This window comes from Myroides albus, from assembly GCF_009711045.1.
Lineage (GTDB): Bacteria > Bacteroidota > Bacteroidia > Flavobacteriales > Flavobacteriaceae > Flavobacterium > Flavobacterium album_A.
On sequence record NZ_WMJX01000020.1, the window covers coordinates 1 to 19,483 of the forward strand.

19 protein-coding genes are annotated in these 19,483 nt (G+C 34.9%); 11 read left to right on the forward strand and 8 right to left on the reverse strand.

The window, feature by feature from the left end:
* Positions 1–55 precede the first annotated feature (55 nt).
* Positions 56–1,207, reverse strand: coding sequence for a Pycsar system effector family protein (locus GJV76_RS09965; RefSeq protein WP_155092469.1), 1,152 nt, complete (start codon positions 1,205–1,207; stop codon positions 56–58).
* A gap of 29 nt (positions 1,208–1,236) precedes the next feature.
* Here GJV76_RS09965 and GJV76_RS09970 point away from each other — a divergent pair, with 29 nt between their 5' ends.
* The gene (locus tag GJV76_RS09970) at positions 1,237–4,950 is read left to right on the forward strand and encodes a BamA/TamA family outer membrane protein (RefSeq protein ID WP_155092470.1); all 3,714 of its coding nucleotides are present in this window, start codon (positions 1,237–1,239) and stop codon (positions 4,948–4,950) included.
* On the opposite strand, the gene GJV76_RS09975 is transcribed toward GJV76_RS09970, so the two are convergent.
* Positions 4,933–5,814: an esterase-like activity of phytase family protein gene (locus tag GJV76_RS09975; RefSeq protein ID WP_155092471.1), complete on the reverse strand. Its 882-nt coding sequence runs from the start codon at positions 5,812–5,814 to the stop codon at positions 4,933–4,935. The two genes, GJV76_RS09970 and GJV76_RS09975, sit on opposite strands and share 18 nt — an antisense overlap.
* Before the next feature lie 290 nt (positions 5,815–6,104).
* Between GJV76_RS09975 and lepA the strand changes: the two genes are divergently transcribed.
* The 3 genes from lepA (at position 6,105) to GJV76_RS09990 (ending at position 8,836) form a co-directional block, all read left to right on the forward strand.
* The gene (lepA, locus tag GJV76_RS09980; RefSeq protein ID WP_155092472.1) at positions 6,105–7,901 is read left to right on the forward strand and encodes a translation elongation factor 4; all 1,797 of its coding nucleotides are present in this window, start codon (positions 6,105–6,107) and stop codon (positions 7,899–7,901) included.
* A 103-nt stretch (positions 7,902–8,004) separates the two neighbouring features.
* Positions 8,005–8,526, forward strand: coding sequence for a hypothetical protein (locus tag GJV76_RS09985; RefSeq protein ID WP_155092473.1), 522 nt, complete (start codon positions 8,005–8,007; stop codon positions 8,524–8,526).
* Positions 8,527–8,575: 49 nt separating this feature from the next.
* Positions 8,576–8,836, forward strand: coding sequence for a hypothetical protein (locus GJV76_RS09990; protein ID WP_155092474.1), 261 nt, complete (start codon positions 8,576–8,578; stop codon positions 8,834–8,836).
* Positions 8,837–8,878: 42 nt separating this feature from the next.
* Here GJV76_RS09990 and trxA read toward each other — a convergent pair whose 3' ends face one another.
* From trxA to GJV76_RS10020, 6 genes are all read right to left on the reverse strand, one after another.
* On the reverse strand, positions 8,879–9,196 hold the full coding sequence (gene trxA, locus GJV76_RS09995) for a thioredoxin (RefSeq protein ID WP_155092475.1): 318 nt from the start codon (positions 9,194–9,196) through the stop codon (positions 8,879–8,881).
* A 5-nt stretch (positions 9,197–9,201) separates the two neighbouring features.
* Positions 9,202–10,632, reverse strand: a complete 1,431-nt coding sequence (locus GJV76_RS10000) for an MBL fold metallo-hydrolase (RefSeq protein ID WP_155092476.1) — start codon at positions 10,630–10,632, stop codon at positions 9,202–9,204.
* A gap of 73 nt (positions 10,633–10,705) precedes the next feature.
* A complete protein-coding gene (locus tag GJV76_RS10005) occupies positions 10,706–11,497 on the reverse strand; it encodes a sulfite exporter TauE/SafE family protein (protein ID WP_155092477.1) in 792 nt (263 codons plus the stop codon).
* A gap of 7 nt (positions 11,498–11,504) precedes the next feature.
* A complete protein-coding gene (locus GJV76_RS10010) occupies positions 11,505–12,137 on the reverse strand; it encodes a Crp/Fnr family transcriptional regulator (RefSeq protein ID WP_155092478.1) in 633 nt (210 codons plus the stop codon).
* Positions 12,138–12,225: 88 nt separating this feature from the next.
* A complete protein-coding gene (locus tag GJV76_RS10015) occupies positions 12,226–12,639 on the reverse strand; it encodes a DUF6691 family protein (protein ID WP_155092479.1) in 414 nt (137 codons plus the stop codon).
* A gap of 67 nt (positions 12,640–12,706) precedes the next feature.
* Complete coding sequence (locus GJV76_RS10020) at positions 12,707–13,267, reverse strand: YeeE/YedE family protein (protein ID WP_155092480.1); 561 nt, start codon at positions 13,265–13,267, stop codon at positions 12,707–12,709.
* A 179-nt stretch (positions 13,268–13,446) separates the two neighbouring features.
* On the opposite strand from GJV76_RS10020, the gene GJV76_RS10025 reads away from it, so the two are divergent.
* The 7 genes from GJV76_RS10025 to arfB all read left to right on the forward strand — a co-directional run bounded on the left by GJV76_RS10025 (position 13,447) and on the right by arfB (position 19,445).
* The gene (locus GJV76_RS10025) at positions 13,447–13,806 is read left to right on the forward strand and encodes a DsrE family protein (RefSeq protein ID WP_155092481.1); all 360 of its coding nucleotides are present in this window, start codon (positions 13,447–13,449) and stop codon (positions 13,804–13,806) included.
* 80 nt (positions 13,807–13,886) lie between these two features.
* Positions 13,887–16,325, forward strand: coding sequence for a bifunctional UDP-N-acetylmuramoyl-tripeptide:D-alanyl-D-alanine ligase/alanine racemase (locus GJV76_RS10030; RefSeq protein ID WP_155092482.1), 2,439 nt, complete (start codon positions 13,887–13,889; stop codon positions 16,323–16,325).
* Positions 16,326–16,382: 57 nt separating this feature from the next.
* The gene (mscL, locus tag GJV76_RS10035; RefSeq protein WP_155092483.1) at positions 16,383–16,832 is read left to right on the forward strand and encodes a large conductance mechanosensitive channel protein MscL; all 450 of its coding nucleotides are present in this window, start codon (positions 16,383–16,385) and stop codon (positions 16,830–16,832) included.
* Positions 16,833–16,981: 149 nt separating this feature from the next.
* Positions 16,982–17,599, forward strand: coding sequence for a 4'-phosphopantetheinyl transferase family protein (locus tag GJV76_RS10040; RefSeq protein ID WP_155092484.1), 618 nt, complete (start codon positions 16,982–16,984; stop codon positions 17,597–17,599).
* Between the two features lie 50 nt (positions 17,600–17,649).
* Positions 17,650–18,360 carry a Bax inhibitor-1/YccA family protein gene (locus tag GJV76_RS10045; protein WP_155092485.1) on the forward strand — a complete coding sequence of 237 codons (711 nt, stop codon included), beginning with the start codon at positions 17,650–17,652 and terminating at the stop codon, positions 18,358–18,360.
* Positions 18,361–18,442: 82 nt separating this feature from the next.
* A complete protein-coding gene (gene pnuC / locus GJV76_RS10050) occupies positions 18,443–19,066 on the forward strand; it encodes a nicotinamide riboside transporter PnuC (protein WP_155092486.1) in 624 nt (207 codons plus the stop codon).
* Complete coding sequence (gene arfB / locus GJV76_RS10055) at positions 19,047–19,445, forward strand: alternative ribosome rescue aminoacyl-tRNA hydrolase ArfB (protein WP_155092487.1); 399 nt, start codon at positions 19,047–19,049, stop codon at positions 19,443–19,445. Before pnuC ends, arfB begins: the two co-directional genes overlap by 20 nt.
* Positions 19,446–19,483: the final 38 nt, after the last annotated feature.

A 19,483-nucleotide genomic window follows, 5' to 3' on the forward strand; every position in this document is an offset into this window, starting at 1 on the left:
TAATACAAAAGAGGGTGACCTTTTGGGACACCCTCTTTGCTTTTTATTATCTGAATTATATTGCTCTAAAGGCATATACAAAGGAGATTACAGAGACTAATATACCTACTGTGAAAACCGTATATGTTATGTTTAGAAAGCGATATTTTCTATTTAATACGGCTCCTAAACTGTAGAGGTCTTTTGTCAAAGCATGGTGAAGGTAGCCTTTGTCCTTCATGATATTCATTAGTGTATCTTCGTACTCCTGGTAGGGCATCTGGTGGAATGTACCAAAGAATAATAGATTGACCTCTCTATTTTCGACTTGTTCTCTTGTAAATTTTCCCGATGTTACTTTTGGTCTTGTCGATAAGATTGCAAATATGATTGTGGCTACACTGAATATCATCAAAATAAACGTGGGATATATCAAATGGGCATTACTTGGACTATCTAATTTAGGTATTAAAGTAGAGAGGCAAATCGAAATGATAATGGCGTTAACTGATAGCAGGATATTAGCTTTGCGATCTGCTATGGCACTTAGCTGAGTGTGATTTCTCAATGTTGTTCTAAATAGCGTATCAATCGTCCTATTGGTTTCGACCTTTTCTTTTTTCTTTTTCTTCTCTTTAATTTTTTCTATCTCCTTTAAAATTGCCAGTAAATTTTCTTGCTTTTTGGGTTGCCAATTTTGTTGTGCATAGGCAGTATAGTATCGATGTCTATACAGCATGACATCTCTATTTTGTTCGTGCCATTCTAAATCAGTGTACGTCTTGTGATTAAGAGACTGTAACTCTTTGCGCAAAAGGTTGCTTACCTCTACATAGTTGTCATCTGAGAAGTGGGCAAAATCTGCATCTTTTATTATGCACTCAAGGTCATTATCGGGGATATAATCGAGTTTTGTTGCTCTGATTAATTGCATTACTTGTAAAACAACATCGACATCAACGCCATTTTCTAACAAAAAGGTCTGTGCCATTTGAGCACCGCGTTCTTCGTGTTCTTCCAGTGAATTAATGTATCCAACATCGTGAAACCATGCAGCATATCTCAAAATTTCAGTGTCTTTTTCACTCATTGGTTGATGGATGAGTATTTCTTCTAATCCATTCACTACACGTAGAGTATGATTAAAATTATGATACGTATATTGATGTGATAATGTATCTTTGTGTATCTGAAAGATATGTTCTTCAACCTTTTGTAGAATTGTCATTTTTTCAAAAACTTTATTGACTCTAAATTATGAAATTAATTCCTCACATAGGACTAAACGCTGTTAAAAGTCCTTTAGTATCTATATTTAGTATTATTCTGCTGTCCTATGGTTGTGCTTCTTACAAAGATCGTGCAAACAATATGCAGGGAATGAGTATATCTCCCTCTTATGAACAGGTTGAGGTATCTCATACGTATTACCTGTTGGGAAATATGGGCTACTTGGAGAATGAAAAGGTCAATCCCTATTTTTTAAGTGGAGGGGATAAAGCGAATCAGACAATTGTATTCTTGGGAGATAATGTTAGTGGCGGCTTGTCAAAGAAGCATCAAGAACAATATCAAAAGAGTCTCAAACAACTTGAGAATGAGGTACAATTAGCTAAATCATTTGGAGGCAATACTGTGTTTATTAATGGAAATAAGGAATGGTCGGCTGGATATGAGGGTATCAAGCGCATAAGTGATTACTTAGAAAGTGAATTGGCAAATAAGAAAGCACTCTTACCGCGAAAGGTATGTGGTTTTGAGCGATTAAAGAACAATGATGAGACTGTATTAATTGTTGTAGATAGTCAATGGTATCTTGAGGATTGGAACAAGCAACCGAATATCAATGAAGATTGTGATATAAAGACAAGAGAGGATTTCTTCGAAGAATTAAGAGGGGAGATTAATAAGAATCAGAACAAGGTAGTGCTCTTAGCTATGCACCATCCGGTAGTGAGCAATGGAAATCACGGAGGCAAATTCTCTTTTAACGATCATTTGTTTCCCTTTGAGTCTAAGATTCCTATGCCTCTCATAGGCTCTCTATTTAACTATACTCGTGCTATGTCTGGAGTGTATGCGCAGGATTTGCAAAGTAAAAAATACAATGAGTTCAGTAAGCATCTTCGTACAATGACACAGATGTATGAGAATGTTATCCTTGTGTCAGGTCATGAAAAGAATCTACAGTATATAGAGAGTAGTGGTGTAAAGCAAGTAATTAGTGGTGCTATGACGAATAGTAATACTGCTGCTCGAGCAATTGATGTAAATGACTTCACATCTACTAAGAAGGGGTACGCCAAAATAGAAGTATTAAAGGATAGAACTACTTGGCTCTCTTTTTGGGCTTTAAACCAAGATAAAGAAGAGCTCATCCACCGTCAGAAAATACTTGAGATAGAAAATCCTTCCTTTGACCCTATTAATGAAATAGAGGAAGGAGTTACATTCGCAAGTGTTTACCCACAAGAATGGGTAAAGAAAACAAGTTGGTACAAGTTTTTATGGGGCGAACATTATAGGGATACTTATGGAACACCTATAGAAGTACCAATCGCAGATATAACGAAGATAAACGGCGGATTAACACCTACTATTTCTGGAGGTGGTAATCAATCTATGTCATTGCGTTTGGTCGATAAGGACGGAAAAGAATATGTCATGCGTGGAATTAAGAAGAGTGTGGCCAGATTTGTGCAAACAGCTGTCTTTAAGGATCAATATGTTATGAACTCTTTTGACAATACTTGGGCTGAGCGCTTTATTTATGACTTTTACACGACATCACATCCCTATACTGCTTTTGTGTTGGGAGATTTGTCAGATAAAATAGGATTGTTTCACACAAACCCTAAGCTGTATTATATCCCTAAACAAACTGCCTTGGGAAGGTTTAATGCAAACTATGGGGATGAGTTGTATATGATTGAAGAAAGGCCTACAGATGGCTTTGAGGAAGAAGATAGTTTTGGGAATGCTGCAAATATTATTAGTACTTCGGATGTGATTGCAAAATTGCGCAAAGATGAGAAGTACGAAATAGATCAAACAGCTTTTCTGCGCGCGCGCATTTTTGATATGCTCATAGGGGATTGGGATAGACATGGGGATCAATGGAGATGGTCAGAGTTTAAAGAGGAGGACAAAGTTATATACAAACCAATACCACGAGATAGGGATCAAGCTTTTGCCAAAATTGATGGTGCATTATTGAGGTTAATTAAGAAATTACCTCCTTTAAGACATATGCAGAATTATCAAAAGAGCTTTGCAAACCCAAGATGGCTAAATAAAACTGCATTTCCATTAGATCAATATTTATTAAAGTCAACAGAGTTAGATGATTGGTTAACTCAAGCAGAGGATATTGTCAGCAAGTTAGATGATGAATCTATTGAGACGGCATTTGCAGCATTGCCTAAAGAAGTTCAAGGTAAAGAAGTTGAGGATATTATTGCTGTTTTGAAGTGGAGGAGAGATCACATCAAAGGGTACTTACCTAAGTATTTTGATAAGTTGCGTCAATATGTGGTTTTGGCAGGTACAGATAAGAAAGATAGATTCGATATTGAGCGTTTAGAAAATGGAGATGTCAGCGTTAAACAATATCGCCTTAAAAAGAATAGTGATGAGTTAGTTTTTGAACATGTGTATTCTTCTGCTCAAACAAGTGAGATTTGGTTGTACGGACTTAATGATGAGGATGTTTTTAATGTAAGAGGAGAAAGTAAATCGACTATTCGCTTGAGATTAATCGGAGGCAAGAATCAAGATAAATTTGATGTTGCAAATCCATCGAAAGTAATCGTTTACGATTATAGAGATAAAACAAATGAAATCATTTCACCAAATGGCTCTGTCCGCAAATACATCAGTAATTCTTATGACTTAAATAATTTTAATTATGAGCGTTTGCCTTTAAATGTCAATATGCTGTTGCCTAATATTGGATATAATCCTGAAGATGGTGTAAAATTGGGATTCTTATATAGTTCGACACGTTCTAAATTTGTTCAAGATCCGTATAGTGCAAAACATACTTTGAAGGGTTTCTATTCTTTCAATACAAAGGGATTAGAAGCGGAGTATAAAGGTTATTTTCCTAATGCAACGAACAATTGGATGTTTACAATAGGAGGAAGAGCGACAAGTCCAAACTTTGCTATTAATTATTACGGCATAGGCAACGAGACTTATTACTTTGATAATGAACTTGGAAAGGACTATAAACGCGTTAGAATCGAAAGTTATTCTATATCCCCTGGATATAGATATGAAGGAAAACAAGGAGGGAGCTTTGAGACAAATATAGAATACGAAGCTTTGAAAGTGCAGGATAAAGCGAATCGATTTGTTACGAGTACACCTGAAGTTGTAAATCAAAAGGTGTTTGATTTTCAGCAATATGCAACTGTAAAAGGAGAGTTTAACTATGAACAGTATAATTACAAAGCAAATCCAACAGTTGGTTTTGGTTTTAATGCAAAGGTGGGTTGGAAGTTGAACTTAAGAGATACTGATCAAAACTTTACTTATTTGGATTTACAAATGAACTTTGTACATTTTATCGATAGGAGTGAGCGATTAGTACTCGCTACAAATTTTAATTATCAAACGAGATTTAATGATAATTACGACTTCTATCATGCATCAACTATAGGAGGAAATGCAAACTTGCGTGGTTTTAGACCTGAGCGATTTACAGGAAAGACTTCTTTTGTACAAACAACAGATTTAAGATATAATGTTGCTCAATTTACTGCTGGGTTTTTACCATTGACTTTTGGCCTATATGGAGGGTTTGATTACGGTAGAGTTTGGACACCAAATGAAAATTCAGACAAATGGCATAATGCCTATGGTGGTGGAATTTGGTTTACAGCAGTAGAACAAGCGACCATCCACTGTTCTTATTTTGGAAGTGTTGATGGAGGTCGCTTTGTATTTGGTTTAGGGTTTGGGTTTTAATGTACCCAAATCTACCTTGTAAATTTTACCGCCTTTTTTATCTTTGACTTCGTCAGCAAGATATAGCGTATTGTTGTCTTTGAATGTGATTGCCTCTTTTTGAGAAACGTGGTGTAGCTTATGTGTGGTAATTTTACCATCCATAATTGCATTTGGGTTAAAGCTATCTACGATCCACACTTTTGAATGTGATAATAATACAAAGGAGTTCTCATCTGGGCTAATGGCAGCACCAGTAATAGCACATTGTTTGTATATATTACAGCCTTTAAATTTCTGAACGTATTGTGCTTTGTGATGTCCAGCTACGTTTGGTACTTTATAGACTAAAGAAGTGCCATCAAATGCTTTGCTTCTATTCTTTGTAAAAATGTAGAAATTATCATTGTAAAAAAAGAAAGCCTCTGCATCGTAAAATAGTTCTGTATCAACAGGGGGGAATGCCGTTTGTTCTGGGTATTCAAATGAGATAATAGCAGCTGGTGTTGCTGACTTTTTACTTAGATCCTCTTTGTTGATTTTGATAATTCTCAAATCTTTTCGTTGGTTTTTGTTATTTCCAAAATCGCCAATGTACAGATTTCCTTCTCTATCAGCAGTTAATTCTTCCCAATCAATATTCTTCGTTTGGGCAACTTCTAACGTATTAATGATATTTCCCAATGAGTCAATTTGATATAGCTCACTTTTATTTCCGCTATCTTGTAGGGTCCAGAAAGTCTTTGATTCCGCATCATAGTGTATACCAGAAACTTCTTTCAGTTGATTTGGAAGCGTGATATAATCTTGTGTGATATCCTTTTTTTGTCCGCAGCTTGTCAGTGCAAACAGACTAAATAAAATCAGGGTAGAATATACTCTCATAGCAATAATTATTTTTAAACTATAAAGTTACTAAAGAGTTAAAGATAAATGAAGCTGTGTTTTGAAAAATATTGTGATTTTTTGAAGGAAATAGTTTATAATAATTTGATAGTCGACGAAAAAAAGCATATATAATTCAAACTTTAAAGTATATTTGCAAAATATAGGGTTATTGTACTGTAATAGAAAGAGTATAAACGCCTTAAAACAATGATTATATGATTATTGAAAGTGGTTTCAATACTTCTAATGGGCATGTAATCACTAATTAAACTTTGATATTACGAAGAATGAAGAACATTAGAAACTTTTGTATCATTGCTCATATTGACCATGGTAAGAGTACGTTAGCGGATAGATTATTAGATGCTACACAAACGGTAACAGCTAGAGAGCAACAGAATCAGTTGTTGGATAATATGGATTTGGAACGCGAGAGAGGTATTACTATCAAGTCTCATGCTATCCAAATGGAATATATGCACAATGGAGAGAAATATATTTTAAATCTAATTGATACTCCAGGGCACGTAGACTTTTCTTATGAAGTTTCTAGGTCTATTGCAGCGTGTGAAGGAGCGCTTTTGATTGTTGATGCTGCGCAAAGTATTCAAGCACAGACTATCTCTAACCTTTATTTAGCGTTAGAAAATGATTTGACAATCATTCCTGTTTTAAATAAAATTGATTTGCCAAGTGCCAATCCTGAAGAAGTAAGCGACGATATCGTTGATTTATTAGGTTGTGACTATGAAGATATTATCCCTGCATCTGGTAAGACAGGACTTGGAGTTGATAAGATCTTAGAGGCAATTATTAATAGAGTACCTTCTCCTAAGGGGAACCCAGAGGAACCACTACAAGCGTTAATTTTTGATTCTGTCTACAATCCCTTTAGAGGTATTGAGGTTATTTTCCGTGTGATAAACGGTAAAATTACGAAAGGGCAAAGAATTAAATTTATGGCTACTGGGAAGGAATATTTTGCAGACGAAATTGGGACATTAAAATTGACTCAAGCGCCTAAACAAGAAATTTCAAGTGGTGATGTTGGATATCTGATCTCTGGTATTAAGGAAGCAAGAGAAGTAAAAGTAGGGGATACGATTACTGATGCAAAAGTACCTACACAGAATATGATTGAAGGGTTTGAGAACGTGAAACCAATGGTATTTGCTGGTATTTACCCTGTTGATACGGAGGATTATGAAGAATTGCGTAACTCTATGGAGAAACTCCAATTGAATGATGCTTCTTTAGTATTCGCTGCAGAGAGTTCAGCAGCTTTAGGATTTGGTTTCCGATGTGGATTCTTGGGAATGTTGCACATGGAGATTATTCAGGAGCGTTTAGAGCGCGAGTTTAACATGACGGTTATTACAACTGTACCTAACGTGTCTTATTTAGCCTATACGAAGAAAGAGCCAGATACGGCTATTATTGTAAATAACCCGTCAGACCTACCTGAACCTTCTAAGTTAGAGAGAGTTGAAGAACCATATATTAAAGCAACTATTATTACTAAAGCAGACTTTGTTGGTCAAGTAATGAGTTTGTGTATTGATAAACGTGGTATTATTACTAATCAAACTTACTTAACTGAAGATCGTGTAGAGTTAATGTTTGATATGCCGTTAGCAGAGATTGTATTTGACTTCTACGACAGATTAAAAACGGTATCTAAAGGGTATGCTTCTTTTGACTATTCGCCTATAGGTATGCGTACGTCAAATTTAGTTAAAGTCGACGTGATGCTTAATGCGAATGTAGTAGATGCGCTGTCTGCTTTAATGCACGCAGATAATGCTTATTCAATTGGAAAGAAAATGTGTGAGAAGTTAAAAGAGCTTATTCCACGTCAACAATTTGATATTCCTATTCAGGCAGCTATTGGTGTGAAAGTTATTGCTCGTGAAACAGTAAAAGCTTTACGTAAAGACGTTACAGCTAAATGTTATGGTGGGGATATTTCTCGTAAACGTAAATTACTTGAAAAGCAAAAAGCGGGTAAGAAACGCATGCGACAAGTGGGTAACGTTGAGATACCGCAAGAAGCATTTATGGCAGTATTAAAATTGAACGATTAATTAGGGTAACTTACTCTATTTGACAATATTAAGAGACAATCATTTTTTAAGTGATTGTCTCTTTTTTTGCATTACATTTGCGGCGTTTATTTTTAAAATATATATGAAGATAATTTTAAGTAAAGTATTGTTTGCTTTATTGTTACTATTAGGTTTCTACGGATGTAAGGAACAAAAGGCGGCTGAAGTCGTTAAGGTAGTAGAAAATCAAGAATCGAAGGAAGTTCAAGAAGTTCAACAGGAGAAACCTATCACAATAGAGAAAACTGTTCTACCTAGAGAATCAAAAGTAAATTTCAATTTGATTATTCCTGCGTATTACAATCAGGAGGGAGAAAAGAGTGTTTACGAATCTATCAATGACTCTTGGTTGGAGTTTAGAGAGGTAAATGGTGCATTTGTCGTTCAAAAAGCAGAGTATAATCTATCAGATCCCCTGATGAATGAGTGTACAGGAGAATTACAAGTGGGAGTCTTTTCGCCAGATGAAGAAGAACCCCTTATTTATTTTTCACCTGATAATAGCGATATTAAAGAGGGAGAGTTGATCTCTTTGCCTAAAGGGGCTTTGCCATTCTGGACTGAGAATGTAGTAGAATACGTTTACCTTTTCATCTACAGGTAAGCTTACGGACTTTTATGAATATACTACAGATGACATTGAGGAGCCACAAATGCATAAAAGTTATTCGGACTATGTGTTGTATTTATCTGTCAATGGAAAAGACAAACAAGAGATACTCAAAGTAGATAGTTTCGATGGAACTTTTTTACAAGTTTTATTTGTAGGAGATATGGATGGAGATGGCAAACTTGATTTTATATTTGATACATCAAGTTTTTATGAAGAGAAATCTATTGATGTCTATTTATCGAAGGGAGCTAAGAATTACCTATACCTTGCCTCTCAAGGTAGAAATGACTTTAGTTGTTAATAAATAAAGAAGGAGATTACACTGTGTAATCTCCTTCTTTATTTAATAATTGTCTTGGTATTGATTGATATATCCCATCAGGGTCTGCTTATCCATATAGCCTGATTGTCTCCACAATAGTTTGCCTTTTCTAAAGAGCATCGTTGCAGGTACTCCTCTCAGTTGAAATTGCGTACTGTATTGTGCTACAATCGACTGGTTTTTATCAACGTCTATTTTGACAATTGTAATTTGATCTTCTAAAGTTCTTTTAACTTCTTCTAATACTGGTGCAAACATTTTGCATGGACCACACCAGGTAGCAAAAAAGTTAACAAGAACTAATTGATCGCGTTCGATTAGTTCTTGAAAATTATTCATTCTGATTATTTATTTGTAGTTGAACAAGTTGAAGAACAGCTTCCGCCTTCAATAAGCGATAAGTTGGTATTCTTGATTGCTCCAAATCCGCCAATTATATCTATCATATTGTGGTATCCTCTTGCCTTAAGGATAGAGGCTGCTATCAAAGAGCGGTATCCTCCAGCACAGTGAATATAAAACTTCTCATTCGTAGGGAAATCAGCAATGTTTTCATTGATGTAATCTAATGGAGAATGTGTTAAGTCACTGTAATTTAAGTGAGCAGAGTTGTACTCTCCTGGCTTGCGTACATCAACAACTTTAATTGGATCAGTATTTAACTTCTCAGCAAATTCCTCAGCAGTGATTTGTTGTACAGTGTCATATTCATGTCCGTCTTCTTTCCAAGATTTGAATCCTCCTTTTAAGTATCCAAGGGTGTTGTCATAACCTACACGTGACAGTCTAATGATCGCCTCTTCTTCACGTCCCTCAGGAGTTATAAGCATGATAGGTTGTTTTATATCTGTAATTAAAGCACCTACCCAAGGAGCAAACTGACCATCAAGTCCTATGAAGATAGAACCAGGGATGTGGCCTGAAGCAAATTCGGCTGCTGGTCTAACATCTAATAAAAGTGCCCCAGAATCATCAGCTAATGCTTGAAACTCTTTAGAGTTAAGGGCTTTGTTGTTAGTAACTATAGTTTCTACATTCTCATACCCTTCTTTGTTTAATTTAACATTCAACGGGAAATAGGCAGGAGGTGGTAGTAAACCATCCGTTACTTCTTTAACAAATTCAGCTTCTGTCATATCAGCTCGTAAAGCATAATTTGTTTGTTTTTGATCTCCTAATGTTCCTACAGTTTCTTTACTCAAGTTTTTACCACAAGCAGAACCTGCTCCGTGTGCTGGATAAACGATTACGTCATCAGCAAGCGGCATAATTTTGGTGCGCAAGCTATGGTACAAGGTAGCTGCTAATTGTTCTTGTGTTAAGTTAGCCGCTTTTTGAGCCAAGTCAGGTCGACCAACATCTCCTAAGAATAGGGTATCACCACTAAAGATTGCGTGATCTTTGCCGTTTTCATCTTTTAATAAGTACGTTGTACTTTCCATTGTATGCCCAGGAGTATGTAGGGCTGTAATAGTGATATTCCCAAGTTTGAATACTTCCCCATCTTTAGCTATATGTGCTTTATATGTAGGGTTTGCATTCGGCCCATATACAATAGGTGCATTTGTTTTTTCTGCTAAGGTGACATGTCCACTTACAAAGTCTGCGTGAAAGTGCGTTTCAAATATGTATTTGATTTTAGCGTTGTCTTTAGCAGCTCTATCTAAGTACGGTTGTACTTCTCTTAAAGGGTCAATGATTGCAACTTCTCCATTGCTTTCTATATAGTAAGCTCCTTGAGCTAAACATCCAGTATAAATTTGTTCTATTTTCATATCGTTGTTTATTTTTTTAAGTTAAGTAAAAGTAAGAAGTTGTTTTTAATAACACAGTAACTTAGGTTACAAACTATAAAAACACTTCTTTGATAAGTATGTAGATTGCCATAGTCAAGACAAAATAGCCAAAACCTTTTTTCAGATTATTGTCAGGAACGAATCGGGTAAGGTAGATTCCTATAAAGATTCCAATGATTGATATTCCACTAAAAGTCAGTAGTAAAGTCCAATCAATCAAAGTATGTGAGAGATCGCCTAAAAAGCCAATTAAGGACTGTATGGCGACAATACACAAAGATGTTCCTACGGCCATTCGCATGGGCATATTGGTAAATAAGACTAAAGCCGGTATAATTAAGAATCCTCCACCTGCTCCAACGGTACCCGCTAAAAGCCCAATCAATATTCCTTGAATGACAAGGTTAAATACACGAGGGTTGTCGTTTTGTATTTTTGAGGCCTTTGCAGGCTTAATCATTTTTGTAGCAGAAGTAAACATGACTAAGGCGAATAATACCATTAGAGCCATGTTTTTATCTATATTCCATGCTCCTATTGATATAAATGGGGGAATCAAGGGTAGCAAATAAGCGCGGGTGATAAAAACAGCAATAAGAGAAGGTATTCCAAATAAAACAACAGCTTTAAGATCTACTTTTTTGTCGATGTAGTTTTTTATTCCTCCGATTAATGCTGTAGAGCCCACAATAAATAGAGAATAAGCTGTCGCTACAAAAGGCTCTACTTTCATAATGTAAACCAGTATAGGCACAGTTAAAATAGATCCTCCACTTCCAATTAAGCCGAGTGATATTCCTATTAACAATGCAAGACCATAGCCTATAAATGCTAAATTTTCCATATTGTAATTAAGGTTTTAGCAGCTCAATATATTTTCTGTTAAGTTGTATGATACCCTCGTTTTCCAGTGTTTTTAGTATTCTTGAGATGACAACTCTTGAAGTATTAAGTTCGTCCGCTAATTCTTGATGTGTATTATTAATAAAGCGACTATTGTATATCTTAGCTTTGTTTCTAAGTAAATTACACAGTCTTTCTTCCATGTTCAAAAATGCCAAGCTATCGATAGCTGTTAGCATTTCATTCATCCTATTGTTGTAGCTATTTAATACGAAGTTTCTCCAACTTTTGTATTTGACCAACCACTCATCCATTTTGCCAACAGGGACTAAGACAACACTTCCATCTCTTTCAGCAATGGATCTGACTTGACTTTTAGTTTCACCTAAACAGCAAGTGAGCGTCATGGCACAAGTATCACCTTCTTCAATAAAGTACAAGACTATTTCTCCCTCTCTCTGATCTTCTCTAATAATCTTGATAGCGCCAGATAACAACAAGGGAATTTTTTTGATGTATTCTCCAATTTCCATTAGTATTTCACCTTCTTTAAAATCTTTAATTGTTGAAACTTCAATAATTTCATCTAATAGTTTTTCCTCGAAAGTGTGACGATATTTGTTCCTTATTGCATGTTCCATAGAAATGTGGTAAATGGTTTAAAAGTCCTAATTTACTTTATTGAGATAATATAACAAAAGTATTGGAGTTTTTAATCCAAATAGCACATTAATGAGGGAGCCATTTTCTAATTAGTCCGTAGAACCACGTACCTAAAAGTGCACCAATTATCGCTATCGCTATTGGATAGAAACCTGCACCTAATAAGGCAAACATTGGACCAGGACATGCGCCTCCAAGTGCCCATCCTAAACCGAAGAAAATACCGCCAATAAGATATCGAGGGATACTCTTTTCTTTTGGTGTAAATTCAATTTTATTTCCAGAAAAATCCTTAATATTTTTCTTTTTGATTATCAGAGTAGCAATAACGGCTATAGTTAAGGCTGTTCCCATAATCCCATACATGTGGAAGCTGTCAAACTGAAACATTTCATAGATTCTAAACCACGATGCTGCTCCTGATTTAAACATCCCTATTCCGAATAACATTCCTACTAATAAATATGCTAATTTTTTCATCTTGTATCGTTAATATAACTATTTGTGATTGTTTTTTTTTGTATTCCCTTTGAGTGAATGCTCTTGCTTAAAAGATGAAAGGGAATAAGATGTGAACCATAATAAGCCCACCGATGAAGAATCCAATAACCGCTATTAAAGATGGAAGCTGTAGATTGCTCAAACCGCTAATAGCATGACCTGAGGTACAGCCACCTGCGTAGCGCGAACCAAACCCTACAAAGAAACCTGCGATAAGCAATAGTACAATGGATTTCACTGATGAAAATGCTTCGGTTCCAAATAATTCAGTAGGGATATATGATTTTCCAGCACTTTCAATGCCAAGTTCACTTAGTTTGCTTATTGTATTTTCACCTAATGGAACCGCTGCAGTGTCTATGCTTAAAAAATGATACGCAATAAAACCACCTAAAATAGTACCCACTAAAAATAACAAGTTCCACGTTTGTGCTTTCCAATTAAAACAGAAAAAATCACAACTTTTTCCTGCTCCCATCATTGAGCACATTGTTCTTAAATTGGATGAGAATCCGAAAGTTTTCCCCATTAAAAGTAATAGTATTAGGGTTATCGCGATGAATATTCCTCCAATATACCAAGGCCATGGTTGTAGTATCAAATCCATAATTTTTGATTAAGTAAATTAATATTGTAGCAAATGTCTTTAATATAAATGAACTTAAATGTAACCTAAGATACAATACTCAAAAAAAAGTATTTCAAGTTTAATTAGGGCGATAGCTGTGGTTTTTGTAGTTTTATAGGTACATAAACAATATATCAAAAACTTTAAAATGTAGTATTATGAAAGATGCTAAACACAGAGTAGTTTTTCAACTGAACACAGATAATATTATCGAACAAAATGCTTTAGTTACTTATACTAATAATGTAAAAAAACATTGGGGAGATGATGTGGAAATTCACGTAGTTGTGCATGGACCTGGCATTGGTATGGTGAGAAAAAGTAAGTCTATGATCGAGGAGCCTATTAAGGCATTAATGCTTAAGGGAATTAAATTTTTTGCGTGTGAGAACACGATGAATGCTCGTCAGATTGACAAGGCTGATATCATGGAGAATGTTGGTTATGTTCCTTCTGGAGTGGTCTATATTATCGAACAACAAGAAGCAGGTTGGGCATACATAAAATGCAATTTATAATATAATTTTATTGTTGAGTTTTGCTTTTTATGTAAATATTGTCATTTACCTTTGTTTGTCTATTTTTCAATTTGATAGTGATGATATTTAATACAGATAAATTCTGCCAATATATTGGTGCAGAAGTTGTAGGCTATAGTACGCCTAATACCTTAGAAATAAATAATATATCTGTTGATAGTAGGTCTCTATTAAATGATGAACATACATTGTTTTTTGCACTTGTAGGTAAGAACCACAATGGGCATGACTATATAGCAGAGCTTATCGACATGGGAGTGAATTACTTTATTGTAAGTGAAGTCCCAGAGGTATATGGAGAGAATGTTACCTTTTTTAAGGTTGAGAATACGTTAGCTGCTTTTCAGAAAGCAGCTTCTTTTCACAGGAGTAATTTTAGTTTACCAGTCATTGGTATTACTGGCAGTCGAGGGAAGACTGTAGTGAAGGAATGGCTCAATTTTTTATTGAGTGAAGATTACTCTATTATTAAAAGTCCAAAGAGTTATAACTCACAGACAGGTGTTCCTCTTTCTGTTTTTGGAATTGAAGAAAAACACAATCTTGGTGTTTTTGAAGTAGGTGTTTCTCTTTCAGGAGAAATGTCTCATTTAGAACCAATAGTCAAGCCGACGATTGGGATTCTTACGGCAATCACAGACGAGCATAATGATGGTTTCGATAGCTTAGAAGATAAAGTTCGCGAGAAAGCACTACTTTTTAAAGATGTGGAGGTCTTAATCTGTGAAGATGATCCTTTGATTAGGAAGTTTGTAGGAGAAGATAAGATTTTTGGCTGGAGTTTGGGGAATAAAGACGCGTTAATCTACGGCTCGTTGGATAATGCTTCTTTAACCATTACATATAAGAAAGAGGTTACTTTCAACGTTGAGGTACCTTTAGCTGATATTACTTCCGTGCAAAACATCATGACTTGTATCGCTACTATGTTGTACTTAGGGTATGATTATGATTTAATAGCAAAGAGGATTGGTCTTCTTTATCCTGTAGAACTAAGACTTCGACTTACTAATGGTGTGCATAATTGCTCTTTAATAGATGATGCCTATAGTGCCGATTATCAATCTTTAGTTATTGCTTTAGACTTTTTAGAAAAGCACAAGATTAACAAGAAAAAAACGGTGATATTATCAGATGTGTTTTTTAGTGGTAAGAATGAACATGAAGTTTATCTCTCTGTCATAGAATTGTTGCAAACAAATAATATTACTCGAGTTTTTGGAATTGGACAACAGATTAGCAAGTATTTGGCGGATTGTCCAAACACTTATCTTTATGAGACAACAGATGAGTTTCTGCAAAAGGTTTCTACAGATGAATTTCAAGAAGAAACTGTCTTAGTGAAGGGGGCGAGAGCTTTTCGATTTGATAGAATTGTAAGCTTTTTGGAAACTAAAACACATGAAACTGTTTTAGAGGTTAATCTAAATGCTCTGCGTCACAATTTAAATTTTTATCGTTCAAAGCTAAATGCTGGAACAAAAGTCATGGTCATGGTCAAAGCTTTTGGTTATGGAAGTGGAAGCTTTGAGATTGCGAAACTACTTTCACATGAAAATGTTGAGTACTTAGGTGTTGCTTTTGCAGATGAAGGTATTGAACTTAGAAAGTCTGGGGTGAAAACGAAGATTATTGTCATGAATCCTGAGATAAATGCCTTTTCTGCAATGGTAGCTTATGATTTGGAGCCTGAGGTATATTCTATTCGAGAGTTGCATGCTTTTTTGAAAGTAGCAAGAGAGCGAAACTGTTATCAGTATCCTGTTCACATAAAACTTGAAACAGGGATGCATCGCCACGGTTTTGTCAAATCTGAGTTAGCTGAATTGATAGATATCTTGCGTTATACTAATGTCGTTGAAGTGAAGTCAATATTCTCTCATTTATCTTCCAGTGATATGCCAGAGTATAAAGAATTCACATTGCAGCAAATTCATACTTTTAAGGAAAATGCTGATTATTTGTGTTCTTCTTTAGAGATTGAACCCATACGCCATATTTTGAACACGTCGGGGATTTATAATTTTGCCGAGTATCAAATGGATATGGTTAGGTTGGGTATAGGTTTGTACGGTGTAGGTAATGATGTACAAGAGATGAGTAAATTGCAGAATGTCAGTACATTGAAAACCCGAATTATGCAAGTTAAAGATATAGAAGATACTGAGAGTGTAGGGTATGGAAGAAGGTATCGAGCAAATGGTAGACGCACCATAGCAACGGTTCCAATTGGCTATGCAGATGGTATAAGTCGATCTTGGGGTAATGGTGTTGGTTATGTGTTAGTTAATGGGTCGAAAGCAATGATAGTTGGTGCAATTTGTATGGATATGTTGATGGTAGATGTGACAAATCTCGAATGTAAAGAAGGTGATGAAGTAGTGATTTTCGGTGAAAAACTCCCCGTTACAATTATATCAGATGCTTTGAATACCATACCGTACGAGATTTTGACTAATATTGCACAAAGAGTTAAAAGAATTTTTTTTCAAGACTAAAAATGTTATATTTTTGCGAAGTAAGAATTTATTAATAACCGTAAAAAGAAAATAACTATGGGATTTTTAAAAGAGTTTAAAGAGTTCGCTGTAAAAGGGAACGTGATGGACTTAGCAGTTGGGGTAATCATTGGGGGAGCATTTGGTAAAATTGTAACAAGTGTTGTAAATGATGTAATCATGCCTGTTGTATCTGCGATTATTGGTACACCTGATTTTAGTAATATGTATTTAGTACTAAAAGGTGAAGCAGCCGATGGAGCTCCTTTAGCAGCAGCGAGAGGAATAGACGGTAATGTTGTTTTTGCTTATGGTAGTTTTATTACTGAGGTAATTAACTTTACATTATTGGCTTTATGTGTATTCTTGATGGTTAAAGGAATCAACAAATTGAGAAAAGCAGAAGAAGCAGCGGTGGAAGAAGCACCAGCAGTTGAAGAGCCAAAAGCTCCTTCACAAGAAGATTTGTTAGCTGAAATCAGAGATTTACTTAAAAATCAGAAATAAGATTTCTTTTGAGAATAAAGTTTTTAGAAAAGAGTGGTGCTTTAAGTACCGCTCTTTTTTGTTTATCTAATGTTTGTGTTTGGTATTTCACGTTGTGATTGAGTAATATAAAAATTAAGTATTTTTGCCTTTTAAAGAAAATTTTTGAAATGCCATTAATTCAAGTGATCGAACATTCAGCTGATGTTAAAGCCTATGTTTGGAAAGTAGAGGAGTCAATAGAGGAGTTGTTGGCTGGTTTGCGTTTAAGAGTAGAAACTCAAAAGCGTTTGCAAGGGATGAAATCGCAAGTACATCAAAAGGGGTTTTTAGCTATAAGACAACTTTTGAATGGAATTGGCTACAGTGATTTTGATTTGCTTTATGATGGAAATGGAAAACCTTATTTGATTGATGGGAAATTTATTTCAATCTCGCATTCATTTGAGTATGCTACTATCATTGTGGGTAATGTCTCTGTAGGTATCGATGTTGAAAAAATTAGAGAGAAGATATTTCGCATTGCAGAAAAGTTTTGTAATGACGAAGAACTTCTTTTTGTGGGCAAGAGTGAACATCCAATCAATGTTTTGACTAAGATATGGTGTGCAAAAGAAGCCATGTTTAAAATGTGTGATTCGAAGGGAATTAGTTTTAAAGATCATATGCATGTAACTTTCGATGGTAAGGCAAGTGTAAAAGGAGATAGTATTAATAAGGATTTTTGTTACTATACTGTTAATTTATCGGGCTTTACTTTAGTTTATGCAATTGAGCAGTTAAAGTAGTATTGTAAATTGTAATCTTTTTGTATTTTCGTCAAAATATTAAATGGTATATGGAGAATAATTTAGATTTTGCAACACCTGTTGCTTTAGAGTCAGAAGCAGTTAGAATACAATTCTATAAGAGAACTTATGGAAGTTTGGCTTTAGGGGTACTTCTATTTGTGATTTTTGAAGCTGTTTTATTAAACACGCCTTTAGTTGTAGATGGTATGATGTCATTTATGGTAGATACTAAGTACGCATGGTTAATGATTTTAGGAGCTTTTATGGGAGTTAGCTATATCGCTCAAAACTTAGCTTATAATTCTGCAAGCAAGCCAAAACAATATGCTGGATACGCGTTGTATATTTTGGCACAAGCTTTTCTTTTTGTTCCTCTAATGGTAATAGCTGTTAGTAAAACAGGAGACTTTTCGCTTGTTTCTCAAGCAGGTGTAATGACTTTAGCGTTATTTGGTGGATTGACAGGAGTAGTATTTGCTACTAATGCGAATTTTTCAATCTTAAGATCAATAATAACAATTGGATCATTTTTAGCTTTAGGAGTTATAGTAGCTGGAATCTTGTTTGGATTTAGTATTGGTTTATGGTTTTCTTTTGCTATGGTTGCCTTAGCATCTGCAGCTATTTTATACGATACTTGGCAGGTTAAAAATAAGTTTGCGGCAGATCAATATGTTGCAGCTTCTTTGTCTTTATTTGCCTCTCTGATGCTGTTATTGTGGTATATCCTAAATATACTATCTGGTAGAAATAATTAATATAAAAAAATATAAGTTACATTTGAACCACATTATAGCTATAATGTGGTTTTTTTATAGTAAATAGATAATAAGTGATCTCATGTTTGATTTCTTTTTTGGGGTGTATAAAGATGCTCCATTGTTACAAATTGTATTAGAGTCCATCGTTTTTCTTTTTGGAATATTAAGTGTATGGTATGCGGGTAAAGAGAATATTTTAGTTTATCCTACCGGAATAATAGCTACTGTTATTAGTGTTTATCTTTTATACGTAGCTGGTTATTTGGGTGATATGATTTTGAATGGATACTATTCAATTATGAGTGTATTCGGTTGGTATAATTGGTCACGGGTAGAGAACAATGAAAAAGTTTTAAAGATAAGTAGAACAAATTCAAGGGAGAAAGTCATCGGTTTAGCTATCTTTTTAGTAACTCTTGTTGTCATTTACGTTGTTTATACTTTAGTTGGTAATAAGATTGAACCAGAGAATTACATTGATATTTTTACTTCAGGTGTGTTCTTTACGGGTATGTATTTTATGGCTTTAAAGAAGATAGAGAATTGGACTTTATGGATTTTTGCTGATCTTATTTCTATACCTCTTTATGCTTATAGAGGTCTGGGGATTTTAGCGGTTCAATTTGCTATCTTTACAGTAATGGCTACGATGGCTTATATTTCGTGGTATAAAATTTTGGAAAATGATAAGAGAAATAATTGAAAAGGAATGTGATTTTAAAGCAGTTCGAAGTGGTGGTGCTGGAGGTCAGCATGTAAATAAAGTATCTTCAAAAGTTGTACTTTTTTGGAATGCAAAGTTATCTCAAGGTATCACTAACGAAGAGAGGGAACTTCTTTTTGAACGTCTGAAAAATAGATTTAATAAAGAAGGAATCTTGATTATTGAAGCAGATACTACACGTAGTCAAATTAAGAATAGAGAAATAGTTATCCAAAAGCTTTTTGACTTGTTGAGTAAAGGATTAGCAACTCAAAAAGAGAGAAAGGCAACAAAAACACCTAAACGCATAGTGCAAAAGAGAAAGGAAACAAAGGAAAAAATCTCACTTAAAAAAGCTTTGCGAAAGCGTATTTTTTAATGATTTGATAATATAGAATAGCAAATTGATAATGATTA